This is a genomic window from Pseudomonas sp. F-14 TE3623 (assembly GCF_053629015.1).
Map to the genome: position 1 here is coordinate 3,979,504 of NZ_JBRJHM010000001.1, position 14,881 is coordinate 3,994,384.

Sequence of the window (14,881 nt, forward strand, 5' to 3'; positions counted from 1 at the left end):
AGGCGAACATCTATCACGGGTTGGCAACCTGTATCCAAGCTATAGCATCATCACTGTATGCAATATCCTGCAAGCCGACTGACCAAATGCGGCCATCAGCAGAATCAAGATATGCTGTGCTTACGTTTATATCGAGATCTAATTTCTCAATAACATCGCCTACAATCTTGAATATCCCCTCGTAGCTGGAGATATAAATGGAGCCACAAAAGTAAGTCATGCCCCAAAAATCACTTTTCGTAACGTCTTGTTCTATTGCCTCCCATGCGTTGCCACGCCCGCGAATGATTGTCCCCGCCATTCCACAGATGTACACATAGCCATCACCAGCACATTCAATTGCGTTAAGTACCACATTCGTCGGACTATGCTCTTGCATCCAGCGCTTCCCATCATAGCGCCAGATTTCCCCTGAATATCCCGCGCAATATATGTCCTCTTCAGAAAACCCATCGATGCAATTGAAGCCTATGGTGTGTTCGCGGCGATCTCTTCCTAGAAATACGCCGTTATCAATTCGAAACCATATTTTCTCGTTAGATTTTTTATATACATGCCTGCCCATGCCTGCTAAGTAAATTTCACCATCGATAACTCTCACAGCTCTAAGCGTTAACAAATCACTCGGACCATCATCAGAGGGATCCACTTGCTCCTCAGATAGCCCTGGCAGATTAAGGGTTAATATTGTCCCATCAACACCCATGGCTAATATTTTTTTCCCATCCTCAAGAACTATTGCTCCCCTGGTAGCCGTATCCAGCGTTTTTTTCCCCCACTTCTCATCGGCATAGCGAAAAACTATCGAGTGGTCCGTATTTTGGTCTGCTAACTCATCGTCAACTGCCATTATGACAACGTAATTCTTTCTAAATGCGGTGACCCCTGTGAAACTTCTGGTGCGTTGTTGGTACATGGTAATTACCCCGTCTAGATTGGTTGATTATTACATGTCGTCGTCTTCGCTTATGCGTTTTATGCGCTCTGCGGCATCGGCCCTTTGTTCTTTTTTCAACGGCTGTCTTCGCGTTGGTGAGTGACATTTTTTTTTTGGATCTTTCCCGTAAAAGTGATCCAATTGTGACTCTATGCAGCCAGGCGAGCACTCACTATCAGGATTGGCGTCTTTATGCGATTGGAGCGCGATTTCTTTTGCCTTGGCATAAGTTAGCTCTTTGCCTATCAGCGTTTCCTCTATAACACCGCGTGTGCCGTGTGCAACGCCATGTTTACCTTCATAGCGTGAACAGTTGGCGCACATTGTTGGAGCGCCGCTATAAGCGCCTCCAGGCTTGCTTGAAATATGAGAAAAATCAGGCATTAAAACACCCCCTGGGCGCACCCAGTGATCCTCAATCAAGTGATCGCCTGTGTTCTCCGGACTACAGCACATTTCTTTGTCTTTGCCCTTGGGCACAAGTATGCACTGCATGGCAGTTTTACAATCGTCTGAGCAGTCAACGTGGTGCTTTCTTGCGCCAACTTGCTTTGATTTTGAATCTTTGCAGGCAGTCTGCATCTTCCCAGTATCGCTCTTACAGTTGGGAGGGTCTCCGAACGCCGTAGCATCCTGATAGAGCCAGGGCGTTGTATTAGAATTTGAGCCGTGGTTATGAGTAGTCATATCCATATTCCTGACTACATTTTCCCCCTCGAACTTCACATCCATCGACCATGCCGTGAAGTACACCTTTCCCTTGATCTTGCTGGTGATAACTCCTTTCTTCGGGGCGTTTCCAGCCTCATCTCCATAACTGGTTTTAAAGTAACTCTTGTCCTTGAGCATGACCTCCTTGCCGCTGATCTTGACCGTTCGCGTGCCCCTGGTGGTGTCCTTGGCCATGCCGGTATTCGGGTAGGGGATAGGTACACCGGTTGGTGTTGCAGCCGTTTGCGGCGGAGTGAAGCAGACATCCGGAAAGCAGGCAATCGACTTGCCAGCCGCCGCCTTGCAGGAAATCTCCATGTTGTTGGCATACACCTCATTCGCCATCACGCAGCCCTCACAGTCTGATAACTGAGCATCGCGGCGGCGCGTTCGCCGGCGTCGTTGCCGAGGTGGCAGAAGATATTCGGGCCTTCGCCGTAGCCCTTGCGGCTGGCGGCCAGGGCCACGGTGAGCATCGCCGGGCCGATAGCCGCGCCGACTTCGCCGATGCAGTCGGCCGGGTGCCAGAGATGGAAGAACTCCTTGCGCACGCGCAGGCTGCGGCTCAGGGCCAGGGAGGCTTCCTTGAAGTAGTACTGCTCGCCGGAGATGTCGGTGAGCCGATAATCCATTTGCTCCAACCCACAGCCGACTTCGCTCAGTGCTGCGCGTACGGCTTGAGTCAGACCTTCGGCGCGCAGGGGAATGTTTTCGGCCTCCACGGTGGCCTTCTCCACGCCGAATCCCAGGCCGAGGCAGGCCAATTGCGGCTCTTCGCTGGCAAAAGGGGCGGCCAGCACCACGGCGGCGGCACCTTCGCCGGGGATAAATCCGTTGGAGTTCTGGCTGGTGAGCAGGCGTTCGCGTTCTTCGAAAGCGGCCAGCGTCGGTCCGTTCAGGAAGGAGTCGACGCCGGCAATCAGCACGTGGCGATGGCCGCCCTGATAGATCAGCGTACGCGCATTCAGCAGGGCCACGGCAGCGCTGACCCGTCCACGGGCGATGACATTGGAACTGGGATGAAAGCGCAGACCGAGCTCGGCTTCGATGGCGTGCAGCAGCCCCTTATCGAGACCGTCGAGGCGGCCGGGGCGCTCGACTTCCGCGACCCCCAGCAGCAGCGGGGTCTTTTCCGGGTCGACGTTGGGGGTGCTTTGCAGCGCCTCGGCGACGGCGCGGGCGGCCATCTTGATCAGCTTGGTGCGGCCGCGCCAGGGCTGTTCCAAAGGCACGCTGGCGGCAATCAGCCATTCGCCACCTTGATCGATAAAACGGGTTTCCTGGAAATTGTCGATGGCACAACGGATCGCCGCGCAGCTCGCGGGTGCGCTGAGGCCAACGGCGCTGACCATGCCGGAGCCGATGATGCAAAGTGCGGTCATCAGTCCGTCTCCTCGGGGGCGTGCTTGGCTTTTACCAGGGAGGAGAGCGATGGGTAGTAATCCTTGCCCAGTTCGCGGGCGCGCCACCAGCCCGTGGACATAGTGCCGACCAGCACCTGAGCGATCTCGAACATGTTGCGTCGTAGCGGACGGGAGACACGCCAGGTCAGCTGCACCTGGAGCGCGTCTGTGTCGATCAGCAGGGTGTCGATCACCGCCTGCACAGTCTCATGACCGCCTTTTTTCAGAAAGAAGGTCACCGACACGTCCATTTCGGGGATGCGAAAGCCCGCGCGCTCCTGGGGTGTGAGGTTGAGCAGTAGCACATCCTCGCCGCCACGCAGGTAAGGAATCTGCTGATCGTCAGGGGCAGCCTGAAAGTAGCGATTGTCGAAATCCTGCGGCAGAAACGGAAAGCAGTTGGCCAACCAGGCATCGTCGTAAGTACCGGCGAAGCGAGCGCGTTGCGGCCAGCTGCGGCCGATGGGGCCAAGGGCCATCGGGCGGAAGTCGCCAGAGGGACTGTTGATCGCCTTGCCCAATTCCTCGGTGTTCGGCATCGGCATGCCGACAATGTCAGCACTACCCATGCTACGTGGGAACCAGCCACAACCAGTCGGATTGTCCAGGTAGCAGTGACGCATTTCGGAGTCTTTCGCCATCGGATGGCTGCCGCCAAAGGCCTGGGCATAGGAGATGTCCTGCTCGGTAAAAGGCTGCGCCAAGCCGGGAGAAACGCCCAATAGCCCCGGTTGCCATTGTCGGGGGCCTAGGACGGAAAAGGCCTTGCTCATCCGACCGACGCGAATGCCCGCGGCCAGCTGCGTCACGGGCCGCCCGTCTGGGGCATAGGCCTTGCCGCGGACCAGCACATCGCAGAATGGCTTGACCGGGGCGAAGTCCATTTCCTGCAGCGGGGCGCTGAGGCCCGGTTCGCCGAGGAAGGTATCGGCCATCAGCAGCGGTTGTTGGGTGTCGGCGAGGGTCGCCGCGCGGCCGTCCAGCGGCAGATTGAAAGTGCCTTTGGCTACCACCACCAGGGATTCACGGCCATCAGGCTCCATGCCCTGGGTATAGGCAGCAAGCAGTTTGCTGGCGTTGAGCAGTTCCATATGCCGAATACCTAGTTGATCTGCACCGAACCACCCTTGATGCGGTTGACCCCGCTGGAGCGGCTGGACAGGTAGGCGCCCTGGATGATCACTTTGCCCGCGCGGGTCAGGGTGATGCTGGCCTTGCCGCAACGCAGCACGATCTCGCGTTCGGCGCTCAGCTCCAGGCGCTGGTCGTCCAGTTGCACGCAGGCGACCGGTGCGGGCGCCACGGCCTGGCCCAGCAGGCGGCCGATCACTAGCGGGCGGGAAGGGTCGCCATCTTCGAACATCAGCGCCACCTGGGTGCCGATGTCCGCAGGGGCGAGCAGGGTGGTGGTGCGGGCGGCTATGCTCTGTTCCTCGGGGCAGCCGGGGTAGGTCACCAAGGGCGCACTGGCCTGTGGCAGGTCGAGCAGGACACCGATGACCACGCCATCGATGCGGGCCTGGGCGGGTAGTGAGTATTGAACCGTCATACGCGTTACTCCTAGTTTTGCAGGATCTTGCGTCCCTTGATCACCACGTTCTTGTTGGCCTTGATGTTGATCGCGCCAGAGCCGTCTATGGTGATGTCCTTGCCGCGGATGCTGATGGTGCCGTCCTTCTTCATGACGATGCTGGCTTTGCCGGTCGTGATGGTCACTGAGTCACCGGCATTGATGACAAGATCCTTGCCCACCGTCAGTACATCGTCCTTGTCGATATCGGTCGTGCGTCCTGCGCCGACCTTGCGCGATTCGTTTGCTTTTACCGTAGTTGAAAGATTGGCTCCGACGTCCACCGAGCGGTTGGCGCCCACATTGGTCGACTGGTAGAGGCCCACGTTGATGTTTTGGTAGGCCCCGACATTCACCGTTTGAAAGGCACCGATGACAACTTCCTGCGCGGCGCCGATGGCGATCGTCTCGTTGATACCTACCGCATGAGTGCGCTGCAGGGCCACGGTCGCGGTTTCGCTGGCGCCGACGCTGATCGTGCGGTTGCTGCCTATGCTGATGGTCTCGTTGCTGCCGACGTTTTCCGTACGGTTAACGCCGATGCTGATGTCCTCGTTGTTGCCCACGCTTTCGGTACGGTTGACACCGATGGTGATGGTCTCGTTGTTATCGACGGTTTCGGTGCGGTCGTGCTTCACATGCACGGTTTCGTCGTTGTCGATGGTCTTGCTGCGGTCGTGGCCGACCCAGTGGGTCTCGTCGTTCTCGACCTCGATGTCCTGGTTCTTCTCGGCATGGATAAACAGTTGCTCTGCGCCTTTCTTGTCCTCCATGCGGATTTCATTGAAGTTGGCCGGTGAGCCGTCCTTGCTCGAACGGCTTTTCACCCCGCTCTGGGTGGCATTGGCTGGCAGCGTGTAGGGCACGGTCTGTTCGGCGTTGTAGACGCGGCCGGTGATGATCGGCCGATCCGGATCGCCCTCGAGGAAACTGACGATCACTTCCTGACCGATCCGCGGGAGCTGCACTGCTCCCCAGTTCTTGCCGGCCCAGGCCTGGGACACGCGAATCCAGCAGGAGCTGTTTTCGTTGGACTGGTCATGGCGATCCCAGTGGAAATGCACTTTGACCCGGCCATACTGGTCGGTCCAGATCTCCTCGCCACTGGGGCCAACCACCACGGCGGTCTGCGGCCCGCGAACAATGGGCATGGGGGTCAGGGGGAGGGGGCGGAAGGTCTGGTTGGCATCCATACAGTCCAGCTCGCTGACGAACTGTTCGGCCAGGTCCAACTGCCCGCTTTCATAAGCGTCCTGACGGATCTGATAGCGGGCGACCACCACCAGGTATTCGCGGTTCTGGTCCGCACGGTCGTAGCCAGTCAGCTCGAACAAATGGCCGCAGCCCAGTCCGCGGGCGCGGCCGCGCAGCTGCACACGCTCGAACTGGCTGTGAATGGCTTCGATGCGGGTACGCGCGTAGTGCTCGCCATCGTTGCTCTGTACGTATTCACCGGGGTAGTCGTAGAGCGGGTGGTCGCCGTTGCTGTGGCTGCGCGACACACTGGAGCGCACTTCAAGGCTGGCGCGGGGGCGTTGGAAGTCGTAGTCGTTCAGCTCCAGCGAACCGGGTTGGACTTCCCGCGCCAGTTGCCAATCGTAGAAATGATCGCGCTCGCGCATTTGCCGATCGGGTGGGTAGAAGGGCACCGAGGCATAGTCGGCCACCGTGGAGTGGGCGCCATAGGCGTCTGCCAACACCAGTACATGACGCGCCTGCTCATGGCGGAAGTAGTAATAGATGCCTTCCTGCTCCATCAACCGGCTGACGAAGTCGAAACTGGTTTCGCGGTACTGCACGCAATATTCCCACTCGCGGTAGCTGCCGCTCAGGCTGTCTTCGAAATCGGAGAAACCGAGGTCGCGGAACACCTGCTTGATGATGTCCGGCACCGTTTTGTTCTGGAAAATCCGGCAGTCCGAGGTGCGCGTGAGCAGCCAGAACCAGGGCCGTAGGCTGACGCGGTAGCCGGCGAACTGGCCGTGGCCGGTCACTTGCCGGCAGCTGCAGGCAATGCCGTGGAAATAGCGTTTGCCGCCGTCGTGCAGCTCCAGGGTCAGGCCCATCGGCTTGCCCAGCAACTGGTCGAACGTGATCGCCCGGTCTTCGGAGGTGAGGTCCAATTCGTAGTGGAACAACCGCCCTAGCTCTTCGCTGCCTTCCATGCCCTGCAGCACCAGGACTTCGCCGCCGAGTGGGCTGTCGACCTGCACCAAGCGGTTGTTTTGCGTGATTGCCATAAAAAAACGGCTTCCTCTGGCCGGCATTCAGTCAGAGCGAACGTACGACTAAAACCGCTTCCTGCGGATTAACCTTCTGTCCAGAGCCACACTTTGGCGTCATCTCTAACAATTCAAGTGAAGTGTTAGCGCTGTTCAATGCTTGTCAAGAAACTCTCCGACCAGTGGGGCAAAGATCGGGCGTTTCAAGATGGGCGAACGGAGAGTCACTAGTTAGCTTCTTTGGTTATAGGATTTATTCTAAACAGCGAATACAGCCGCAAAAACCTCGACGACACCTAACCATTTTAAGGGGGGCTATACTCAGTTGCACGGATTGGCATATCCGAGCCGTTATTGAGCAATATCGTACAAGGAGTTCTGATGCCGCTGCGTTTGACAATCACCAACTATCACGTGCTCACGCGCGGCCAACCCGCGGAGTTCGAGCTTGATTGCGGTGAACTGAAAATCGGCCGCAGCCCCGAGAACGACTGGATACTTCCAGACCCGGAGCGACTGGTGTCCGGCCAGCATTGCGTCATTGAGCTGCGTGACGGCACCTACTACCTGACCGACACCAGCACCAATGGCGTGCAGTTGGTGAATGCCGGCGTGCACATGCACCGCGGCAACAGCGAACCTTTACGGGACGGCGAACTGCTGCGCGTGGGCGAGTACGACATCCTGGTGCAGATCAACGACGCTCCACAGATCATCAACGCGGCGCCTGGGATGAGTGATCCCTTTGCCGGCTTCGATGCGCTGATGGAGCGTCAGGCGCCTGACGAGATTCCCGACGCGGCCCCGGCGCCCCTCAGCAGAGAGCCGATCCAGTCGAGCGGTCCGCCCCCGGATATCCCCTCCGATTTGTTTGATTTCCTCGCGCCCCCATCGGTGCCGCCGCCAGCCGTGGCCGACCACGTGCCGGCCGAGCGCCATGATTTCCGCCCGCCGGAGCCACAGCCTCCCAGCGCCCCCCCGGCCAGCGAAACCGGCGCAACGCCAGCGATTCCGGGGGACTGGGATCCCTTCGCCGAGCTGGACATAGGCCCCGCGCCTGTAGCGTCGCCCACCCCGCAAGCACAGCCGCAACCATTGCCCGCGGAGCCGGAAAATATGGCCAGCAGCACACCAGCCCCGGCAACCCCAGTCGACCCGTTGGCTGCGGTTTCGACTCCAGCACCCGCAAATGAGAGCAGCGATGAGGTGCTGGAAGCCTTTCTCAGGGGCGCCGGGCTCGACCAGTTGCGGATCGATAGAGACGAAACCTGCGCTCAGATGGAGGCCATTGGCCGTAGCTACCGTCATATGGTGGAGGGGCTGATCGAGGTGCTGCGCGCCCGTGCCAGCCTCAAGGGTGAGTTCCGCATGGCCCAAACCATGATCCGCCCGGTGGAGAACAACCCCCTCAAATTCGCCCCCAATGTCGATGAGGCGCTGCTGTTGTTGCTGCGCGCCGACAATCAAGCCTTCATGCCGGCCGACCAGGCCATCGAGGAAAGCTTCGACGACCTCAAAGCGCATCAATTGGCCGTTATGGCCGGCGTACAAGCCTCGATCAAACATCTGCTCAAGCGATTTCAACCGGCGGTATTGGAAGCGCGCTTGAGTAAGCCTTCGGGTATTGGCGCTTTGCTACCAGGTGCACGCCAAGCGCATTACTGGGAGTTATTCACGGAACTCTATGCAAGCATTTCCAGAGAGGCCGAAGATGATTTAGAGGACTTGTTCGGGCGCGAATTCAGTCGTGCTTATGAAGAACAAAGTGCGAAGCTGCGCAAAGGCTAAGGGCTATTAGATAGTTGATCAATCCCGTTGGGTTGCCGGTAGTTCCAAACTGGAATAATAAATGTCATTGAGGACGACGACATGTCAAAGCTATTGATGCTCGCAACAGCCATATTGCTGACTGCCTGTGCTTCGAGTCCGCGTCCCACAGTGGTTGTCATGCATATCCAGGCCGCTGCCGATCTGAACCCCACGGCGGGCGGGCAGGCGACACCTGTGCGGGTGCGTTTGTATGAGTTGAAGAGCGGTGCAGTCTTCAGTCGTGCCGACTATTTCTCCTTGGTGGATGCCACCAGCAAAACCTTGTCCACGGACCTGGTGGCGCAGGATTTCTAACATAGCACCTCGTTTAACATAATATACATTACACGTAACAAGATGTTTCAAGATTAGCCCGGTTGCACGCAGATTTTGAAGCCCTCGATTCACCCAAGCCCCTCATCCTTGCGTCAGCTTTCCAATCAGCTCCGAATGCTCGGGAAACTGCTCTCTGAGCTTCTGCCGACTGCCCATCTCCATATCTGCAAAATCAAACCCTGGTGAAACCGCTTCACTGATCAAACCGTATCCCGCTAAACCATTCATAAGCTGCGAAGCTTTCCAGACGCCACCAGGTACATGCAGCTGCAAACATTGCCCGGCGATAACGTCGCTGCCCATCACCACAGTTTTCAACGTGCCGTCTAAAAAAATCAGGCTGTACTGAATCGGGTTTCCCAAATGGTAGTAATGAACGATGTCCGATTGATTCAGGTGGAAATGCCCGATCGGCGAATCCTTGGTCAGCAAGTAATAAATTGAAGTCATCAAGTGACGTTGACCACCATTGATCTCGGCCATAGCGTGGTGATCAGATTGAAAGGTTCTCCGGTAGAAACCGCCTTCCATGTGAGGCTCCAGAGCCAACGCGGCGATTACTGCTTCAGCGTTGGGGATATGAATGTCGAGCTCACTGTTGGTCATGTGGATTGTCCTCCTTGAAATACTGTAGCTATTAAACAGATCAACTCGATAGATTATAACTATGCTAAATGGTTGTTTAGTCGTTTTATCTCGATAGCGTTTAAAAGCGTGAGCAAACGCAATTCGTTGGCTTGACTCTATAGCTACCCCTGCCCTCGCAACACCGCAATATCCCGCTTGGGAGGTACGCCAAACAGACGGCTGTATTCGCGGCTGAACTGGGACGGGCTTTCATATCCGACCTTGAAAGCCGCACTGGATACGTCCTGGTGTTCATTGAGCATCAATCGCCTCGCTTCGTTCAGTCGCAGCCATTTCTGGTACTGCAAGGGGCTCATTGTGGTGAGTTGGCGGAAGTGGTGGTGAAAGGTCGGAGTGCTCATCTGCACTCGGGCCGCAAGTTCATCGACGCGAAGCGCCGAGGTGTAATTCAACTTCAGCCAATCGATGGCTTTGGCGATCCGATAACCTTGGCCATCTACAGAAGTTATTTGTCGAAGGCGGCTCGCCTGATCACTTTGCAAGAGACGGTAGTGAATCTCGCGCTGGATCAAGGGGGCGAGAACAGGAATGGACTCCGGCTCATCGAGCAGTGCCAATAAGCGCTCGAATGACGCCAGCATTGCAGGGGTTACTGAACCAATTCCTACCCCCTTCGCAACTGATCGATCACGGGTTGGCGGCAGGTCACTTTGTGCTATCAGCTCAGCCAGCATGCGCAGGTCGAGCTTCAAAGTCAGTCCCAGGCATGGCTGTTCCGGGCTTGCCACCAGCACTTCTGAATTGGCAGGCAAGTCCAATGAGGTGATCAGAAATCGCGACGTGTCATACGGGTAGCCTTCGCCGCCTACCCAGAGCTGTTTCTCACCCCGGGCGACGAGGATGATGCTTGGCTCGACCATGCAGACGACGGGCGGCGAAGGATGTTCGCGCCTGAAGAAGCCGAGGCCCGTAATGGGCGTTCCGTAATCACCTGGTTTCGGAATCTGCGCGCCGATGATCTGCGCAAGCGATTCTTGCGCCGATGTTTGTTGAGGCGCGGTGTCGTGTTTGATCGTCATGTTCGTCTTCTACCTCTTTGCTGAACTCTAACTCGCCAGTTCACGACCGTCCTGCAAAAAAACAGAGACTCATAGAATCAGGCAAGTAATCCAGCGGAATGCACTACAGGGAGTATGGGCAGAGCCGGAGAATGTTCATCCGACACACCCATTGAGGAATCTCCCATGACGTCAAGTATCGCTTCGTGATCGAGAGCGCCATGTTGGCTGATTAAGCACTTGGGTCAAAACACTCCAGCAAACTACAACTCAATCGAAAGGACTATCCGGTGAAAAGAATTTTTCTTGCCCTGGGGCTTCTCGTTACCTCTTTTTCTTCAATGGGAGCCGATATGTCAAACGGCGCGGACAACTTCTATAAAAGCGAGAAAGTGACCGTTGAAAAGGTCACCTTCAAAAATCAATACGGAATGAAGGTGGCGGGCAATCTGTTCACCCCGAAAGACCTCGCCCCCAAATCCAGGAACGCCGCCATCATCGTCGGCCATCCAATGGGGGCGGTGAAGGAGCAGAGTGCGAACTTGTACGCTACCAAAATGGCCGAACAAGGATTTGTCACACTGTCCCTGGATTTGTCCTTCTGGGGCGAAAGTGAGGGCACGCCTCGCCAAGCGGTCTCGCCTGATATTTACGCCGAAGATTTCAGTGCCGCCGTAGACTTTCTCGGCACTCGACCGATAGTTGATCCTGAGCGAATCGGCGTCCTCGGCATCTGCGGCAGTGGCAGCTTCGCTATCAGTGCCGCCAAGATTGATCCGCGCATGAAGGCCATCGCCACCGTCAGCATGTACGACATGGGGGCGGCCAACCGTAACGGTCTCAAACACGCAGTGACTGCGCAACAACGCCAGCAGATCATTCGCGACGCCACCGAGCAGCGCTATGCCGAATTCCAGGGTGGCGAAATCCGCTACACCGGCGGCACGCCGCTCAAACTGACCGGCAATGCCGTGGGTGATGAGTTCTACGATTTTTATCGCACCCACCGAGGCGAAGTCACTCCGGCCGGCGCATCGCCGCAGACAACCACCATGCCGACGCTGACCAGCAACGTGAAGTTCATGAACTTCTATCCGTTCAATGACATCGAGACTATCTCCCCTCGCCCGCTGCTGTTCATTGCCGGCGCCCAGGCACACTCACGCGAGTTCAGTGAGGATGCCTACAAGCGGGCCGCCGAGCCTAAAGAGTTGCTCATTATTCCAGATGCCGGACACGTGGATCTTTACGACCGGGTCAACCTCATTCCATTCGCCAAGTTGACCACGTTCTTCAAAAGCAACCTGAAGTAGCCTGATCGGTGTTGCGATAGGTGGCTTCTGGTCATTGTCGGCGGCAACCGCCATGCGCCTGGTGCCTGATGACCAGATCACTCGCGCAATGGCCATCGTCAACGGCGGCAATGCTTTGGGATGGTGGACATGGCTGGCGAGAACGTTGCAGACGCTGCTGAAGCGGGAGGCGGCTTGGGGGAGCATGCGCACGCAGGTTGGACGTGACCATCACCGTGCGCTGTCGATGATTTGGCCACCGTCCGGCGTCAGGCTGTAACCTGTCAGGAATTGTGCGTCCTTGCTGGCGAGGAATAGCACGACCGGCGCAATGTCCTCTTCGGGTGATCCATAACGGCCAAGTACGTTAGTGGGTGCGGGTGCATTGGCGGCAGCCCCCCAAGTGTCTGCAACCGGCATGACATTGTTTACCGTGATCTTGTCAGCGCCCCACTCCCTTGCCGCCGAGCGAGTCAAGGCGCGCACCGCCTCCTTCGCCATGTTGTAAGGGGCGTATCCCTGCAGGCCGATGACACCCGCCAGCGAGGCGAAGTTGATGACCCTACCCTCCCCGCTGGCTTTAAGGTGTGGGTAGCAGGCTTGCATCGTTCGTAGATAGGCAATCGGCCCCATTTCTAAATTGCGTTGCAATTGCTCGGTCGACAGATCGAGAACCGATGAAAAGACGACAGAGGGGTCGAAGGCATTGTTCACAAGAATGTCGATCCGGCCATACACACCCACCACCTTTTCTACAGCAGCTTTGATCTGATCCGGATCGGCGATATCACAGACTACTCCGAGGGCGATGCCGCCCGCCGCCTGGATCTCAGCGACGACACCCGCGACATTTTCAGCCGTGCGTGAAAGAACCGCCACCTTCGCGCCTTCCACCGCGAACAACTTCGCTGTGGCGCGGCCGATACCGCGACCGGCTCCAGTGACGATGGCAACTTTCCCATTGAGTCGAGTCATATAAGTCTCCTTTATTTAAGAGGCGTTTGGATGACCGCCGTCAGCGGTGGGTAAGGCGACGGAAGATCACGAACAGCGTTTTGTGTCATGAAGGAGGCAACCAAGAGGATGAGTCCTACGATTGCCGGGATAGAGCCTTTGGGCTTGCGAACACCCAGGTGTGCTAAAGCGGAGAGCAGCAGGTGATAAAACATGCCGGCATAGGCAAGATCACTGAGCGCCACGTTAAAGCGCCACAGAATCGCGGCAGGACCAAGGACCTTGACCGCGATCATGAAAGGCACCAGGTGGGAGGCTGAATAGCCCAACTCCGCCTGTGCATTTCGAACATAGTCGCCCTTGGCGATGTACATGGAGGCAGAAGCGAAATAGAGCAGCGACAGCAGTGCCGTGCTGATCCAATAAACATAGTTTTCGATCATGAGGTTTTTCCCAAGCAAGCGTTAATGCGTCGACTCAGGTCAAAGATGTCGCCTAATATGAAAAGCTACAAGTAGGATGAAAAAGTGGTGCTTAGTATGGAAAACCAGACTAATGGTGACGATCAGATCAACATGCACGAGGAAATGCGCCGTGCATTTGCGCTGCTTTCAGGCAAGTGGAAGCTGGAAATCATGTGGTTGTTGAACCAGCGAATCTACCGTTTCGGAGAACTGCGCAAGGCGATTAGCGGCATCACCCAGCACATGCTGACGGCACAACTTCGTGAGCTCGAAAACGATGGGCTGGTGTCGCGAACAGTCTTCGCGCAAGTGCCACCGCGTGTCGAATATGAAATGACGGCAAAGGCCCGTGCGCTCGGGCCGACGATGGAGGCACTCGCGTTATGGTGGAGCGAGTATGGGAAAAGCGTGCCGGTGAAGCCAAACCCGCGCGGCCGTAAACCCAAGGTCACTTAAGCATCTCATTAGTGTCAGGGGTTAGACCTTAATGGTTCTTGAGGAATGCTTTTCGAACCTTGGCACTTCAATCAATGGGCTGTTTTGCCATGGAGATCGCGGGAAGCTCCTTCGAGGGTTTTCCATAGACTGCGCATCGTAGGGTTCTCATTGGTGATGGCGCAGTAGGAGCGTATCTCCAGTCGCGTACTCCATTCATCACCACCCGCTTTTACCAATTGACCTCGCTGAAGCTCGTCAATGACAGCGCTTTGTGGCAACCATGCCACGCCATACCCCTCTATCGCCATTCGCATCAAAAGCATCGCCATGTCTGCCTCATAGCACCGTTCCAGCACACTCACACTTGGGCCATTTTTGATGACTATGTCGGCAACGCGACCTAGAAAAGTTGTGGCCGTATAAGCGAGGTGAGGCACAGCTTTAGCTGAGGTGCCGGGCAAGCGATACAGCGGTTGCCCCTTCTTGTCAGGGGCACACAACGGAATAAAGGCGTCATGTCCCAACGTCAGGCATCCGAACTTTTCCGGGTCTAGAAGAATGGGGGCCAGAGGATGGTGGTAGACGATCATCAGATCGCAACTCCCCTCCTCCAGGGCTATGACGGCGTCATGAATGTTCGCGGCAACGACTCGAGCGTTGAACTGCTCATTGTGCTGCTGAAATTGGGTTAGCCATTTCGGTAGAAACGTCATTGAAAGGCTGTGGCCAGCAGTCACCTGGATGGATCGCCCGGGCATTCGCTCAACCTCGCGCAGGGCTGAACGCAGTCTCAATAACCCTGCTAATGCCTCGCGGCCTTCTTCACAAAAACTTCGCCCCGCAGGCGTGAGCTGAACGGGATAAGTACCGCGATCTACCAACTCCGCGCCTACCCATTCCTCAAGTGACCGTATGCGACGCGACAGAGCCGACTGGGTCACGCAGCGAACCTCCGCAGCCCGAGAAAAGTTCTTCCACTCGGAAATCGCTAAAAGATCATCCAACCATTTGATTTGCATAGCGGCACCTCACGCCCCGAATACGCAGTGTACTGCGCCGCAGTCAGGGCGAAGCAGAAGTTTCGAAAACTATTCCAAAA

Annotated in this window: 15 protein-coding genes and 1 pseudogene; 5 read left to right on the plus strand and 11 right to left on the minus strand. The window is 56.7% G+C overall.

Annotated elements, in window-relative coordinates; all coding sequences use genetic code 11:
* Nucleotides 1-13 precede the first annotated feature (13 nt).
* The 6 genes from AB7M29_RS18465 to AB7M29_RS18490 are packed head-to-tail and all read right to left on the minus strand — an operon-like array spanning nt 14 to nt 6,861.
* Nucleotides 14-916, minus strand: coding sequence for a hypothetical protein (locus tag AB7M29_RS18465; protein ID WP_454247485.1), 903 nt, complete (start codon nt 914-916; stop codon nt 14-16).
* Nucleotides 917-946: 30 nt separating this feature from the next.
* Complete coding sequence (locus tag AB7M29_RS18470; protein WP_217854927.1) at nt 947-1,993, minus strand: DUF4150 domain-containing protein; 1,047 nt, start codon at nt 1,991-1,993, stop codon at nt 947-949.
* Nucleotides 1,993-3,033 carry a hypothetical protein gene (locus tag AB7M29_RS18475; protein ID WP_454248730.1) on the minus strand — a complete coding sequence of 347 codons (1,041 nt, stop codon included), beginning with the start codon at nt 3,031-3,033 and terminating at the stop codon, nt 1,993-1,995. The genes AB7M29_RS18470 and AB7M29_RS18475 overlap by 1 nt, the downstream gene beginning before the upstream one ends.
* On the minus strand, nt 3,030-4,142 hold the full coding sequence (locus AB7M29_RS18480) for a DUF2169 family type VI secretion system accessory protein (protein ID WP_217854928.1): 1,113 nt from the start codon (nt 4,140-4,142) through the stop codon (nt 3,030-3,032). The genes AB7M29_RS18475 and AB7M29_RS18480 overlap by 4 nt, the downstream gene beginning before the upstream one ends.
* An 11-nt stretch (nt 4,143-4,153) precedes the next feature.
* A complete protein-coding gene (locus AB7M29_RS18485) occupies nt 4,154-4,600 on the minus strand; it encodes a DUF6484 domain-containing protein (RefSeq protein ID WP_217854929.1) in 447 nt (148 codons plus the stop codon).
* Between the two features lie 11 nt (nt 4,601-4,611).
* Nucleotides 4,612-6,861 (minus strand): type VI secretion system Vgr family protein, encoded by a 2,250-nt coding sequence (locus AB7M29_RS18490; protein ID WP_454247486.1) that lies wholly within the window; start codon nt 6,859-6,861, stop codon nt 4,612-4,614.
* 363 nt (nt 6,862-7,224) lie between these two features.
* On the opposite strand from AB7M29_RS18490, the gene tagH reads away from it, so the two are divergent.
* Together tagH and tssJ are read left to right on the plus strand one after the other, a co-directional pair.
* A complete protein-coding gene (gene tagH / locus AB7M29_RS18495) occupies nt 7,225-8,631 on the plus strand; it encodes a type VI secretion system-associated FHA domain protein TagH (protein ID WP_454247487.1) in 1,407 nt (468 codons plus the stop codon).
* 81 nt (nt 8,632-8,712) lie between these two features.
* Nucleotides 8,713-8,967: a type VI secretion system lipoprotein TssJ gene (gene tssJ, locus AB7M29_RS18500; RefSeq protein ID WP_225922916.1), complete on the plus strand. Its 255-nt coding sequence runs from the start codon at nt 8,713-8,715 to the stop codon at nt 8,965-8,967.
* Nucleotides 8,968-9,069: 102 nt separating this feature from the next.
* Here tssJ and AB7M29_RS18505 read toward each other — a convergent pair whose 3' ends face one another.
* On the minus strand, nt 9,070-9,594 hold the full coding sequence (locus AB7M29_RS18505; RefSeq protein WP_217854932.1) for a cupin domain-containing protein: 525 nt from the start codon (nt 9,592-9,594) through the stop codon (nt 9,070-9,072).
* A gap of 143 nt (nt 9,595-9,737) precedes the next feature.
* Entirely contained in the window at nt 9,738-10,655 is a 918-nt protein-coding gene (locus tag AB7M29_RS18510; RefSeq protein WP_454247488.1) for an AraC family transcriptional regulator N-terminal domain-containing protein, read from the minus strand.
* A 269-nt stretch (nt 10,656-10,924) separates the two neighbouring features.
* Between AB7M29_RS18510 and AB7M29_RS18515 the strand changes: the two genes are divergently transcribed.
* On the plus strand, nt 10,925-11,947 hold the full coding sequence (locus AB7M29_RS18515) for an alpha/beta hydrolase (RefSeq protein ID WP_217854934.1): 1,023 nt from the start codon (nt 10,925-10,927) through the stop codon (nt 11,945-11,947).
* A pseudogene (locus AB7M29_RS18520) lies at nt 11,946-12,125 on the plus strand (MFS transporter); the annotation flags it as partial. The gene AB7M29_RS18515 and the pseudogene AB7M29_RS18520, both read left to right, overlap by 2 nt.
* A 32-nt stretch (nt 12,126-12,157) precedes the next feature.
* Here AB7M29_RS18520 and AB7M29_RS18525 read toward each other — a convergent pair.
* Both AB7M29_RS18525 and AB7M29_RS18530 read right to left on the minus strand, forming a co-directional pair.
* Nucleotides 12,158-12,901 carry an SDR family NAD(P)-dependent oxidoreductase gene (locus tag AB7M29_RS18525; protein ID WP_454247489.1) on the minus strand — a complete coding sequence of 248 codons (744 nt, stop codon included), beginning with the start codon at nt 12,899-12,901 and terminating at the stop codon, nt 12,158-12,160.
* Between the two features lie 11 nt (nt 12,902-12,912).
* Nucleotides 12,913-13,323 (minus strand): DoxX family protein, encoded by a 411-nt coding sequence (locus tag AB7M29_RS18530; RefSeq protein ID WP_217854936.1) that lies wholly within the window; start codon nt 13,321-13,323, stop codon nt 12,913-12,915.
* A 96-nt stretch (nt 13,324-13,419) separates the two neighbouring features.
* Between AB7M29_RS18530 and AB7M29_RS18535 the strand changes: the two genes are divergently transcribed.
* Nucleotides 13,420-13,800, plus strand: coding sequence for a winged helix-turn-helix transcriptional regulator (locus AB7M29_RS18535; protein WP_454247490.1), 381 nt, complete (start codon nt 13,420-13,422; stop codon nt 13,798-13,800).
* 71 nt (nt 13,801-13,871) lie between these two features.
* Here the strand turns inward: AB7M29_RS18535 and AB7M29_RS18540 are convergent, their stop codons facing one another.
* Nucleotides 13,872-14,801, minus strand: coding sequence for a LysR substrate-binding domain-containing protein (locus AB7M29_RS18540; RefSeq protein ID WP_454247491.1), 930 nt, complete (start codon nt 14,799-14,801; stop codon nt 13,872-13,874).
* Nucleotides 14,802-14,881 lie beyond the last annotated feature (80 nt).

What these genes read in the sequence shown, in the direction of transcription:
- AB7M29_RS18470 (WP_217854927.1), bottom strand. Translation starts at nt 1,993, where the DNA reads ATGGCGAATGAGGTGTATGCCAACAACATGGAGATTTCCTGCAAGGCG.
- AB7M29_RS18525 (WP_454247489.1), bottom strand. Translation starts at nt 12,901, where the DNA reads ATGACTCGACTCAATGGGAAAGTTGCCATCGTCACTGGAGCCGGTCGC.
- tagH (WP_454247487.1), top strand. Translation starts at nt 7,225, where the DNA reads ATGCCGCTGCGTTTGACAATCACCAACTATCACGTGCTCACGCGCGGC.
- AB7M29_RS18490 (WP_454247486.1), bottom strand. Translation starts at nt 6,861, where the DNA reads ATGGCAATCACGCAAAACAACCGCTTGGTGCAGGTCGACAGCCCACTC.
- AB7M29_RS18540 (WP_454247491.1), bottom strand. Translation starts at nt 14,801, where the DNA reads ATGCAAATCAAATGGTTGGATGATCTTTTAGCGATTTCCGAGTGGAAG.
- AB7M29_RS18510 (WP_454247488.1), bottom strand. Translation starts at nt 10,655, where the DNA reads ATGACGATCAAACACGACACCGCGCCTCAACAAACATCGGCGCAAGAA.
- tssJ (WP_225922916.1), top strand. Translation starts at nt 8,713, where the DNA reads ATGTCAAAGCTATTGATGCTCGCAACAGCCATATTGCTGACTGCCTGT.
- AB7M29_RS18505 (WP_217854932.1), bottom strand. Translation starts at nt 9,594, where the DNA reads ATGACCAACAGTGAGCTCGACATTCATATCCCCAACGCTGAAGCAGTA.
- AB7M29_RS18480 (WP_217854928.1), bottom strand. Translation starts at nt 4,142, where the DNA reads ATGGAACTGCTCAACGCCAGCAAACTGCTTGCTGCCTATACCCAGGGC.
- AB7M29_RS18535 (WP_454247490.1), top strand. Translation starts at nt 13,420, where the DNA reads ATGGAAAACCAGACTAATGGTGACGATCAGATCAACATGCACGAGGAA.
- AB7M29_RS18465 (WP_454247485.1), bottom strand. Translation starts at nt 916, where the DNA reads ATGTACCAACAACGCACCAGAAGTTTCACAGGGGTCACCGCATTTAGA.
- AB7M29_RS18530 (WP_217854936.1), bottom strand. Translation starts at nt 13,323, where the DNA reads ATGATCGAAAACTATGTTTATTGGATCAGCACGGCACTGCTGTCGCTG.
- AB7M29_RS18485 (WP_217854929.1), bottom strand. Translation starts at nt 4,600, where the DNA reads ATGACGGTTCAATACTCACTACCCGCCCAGGCCCGCATCGATGGCGTG.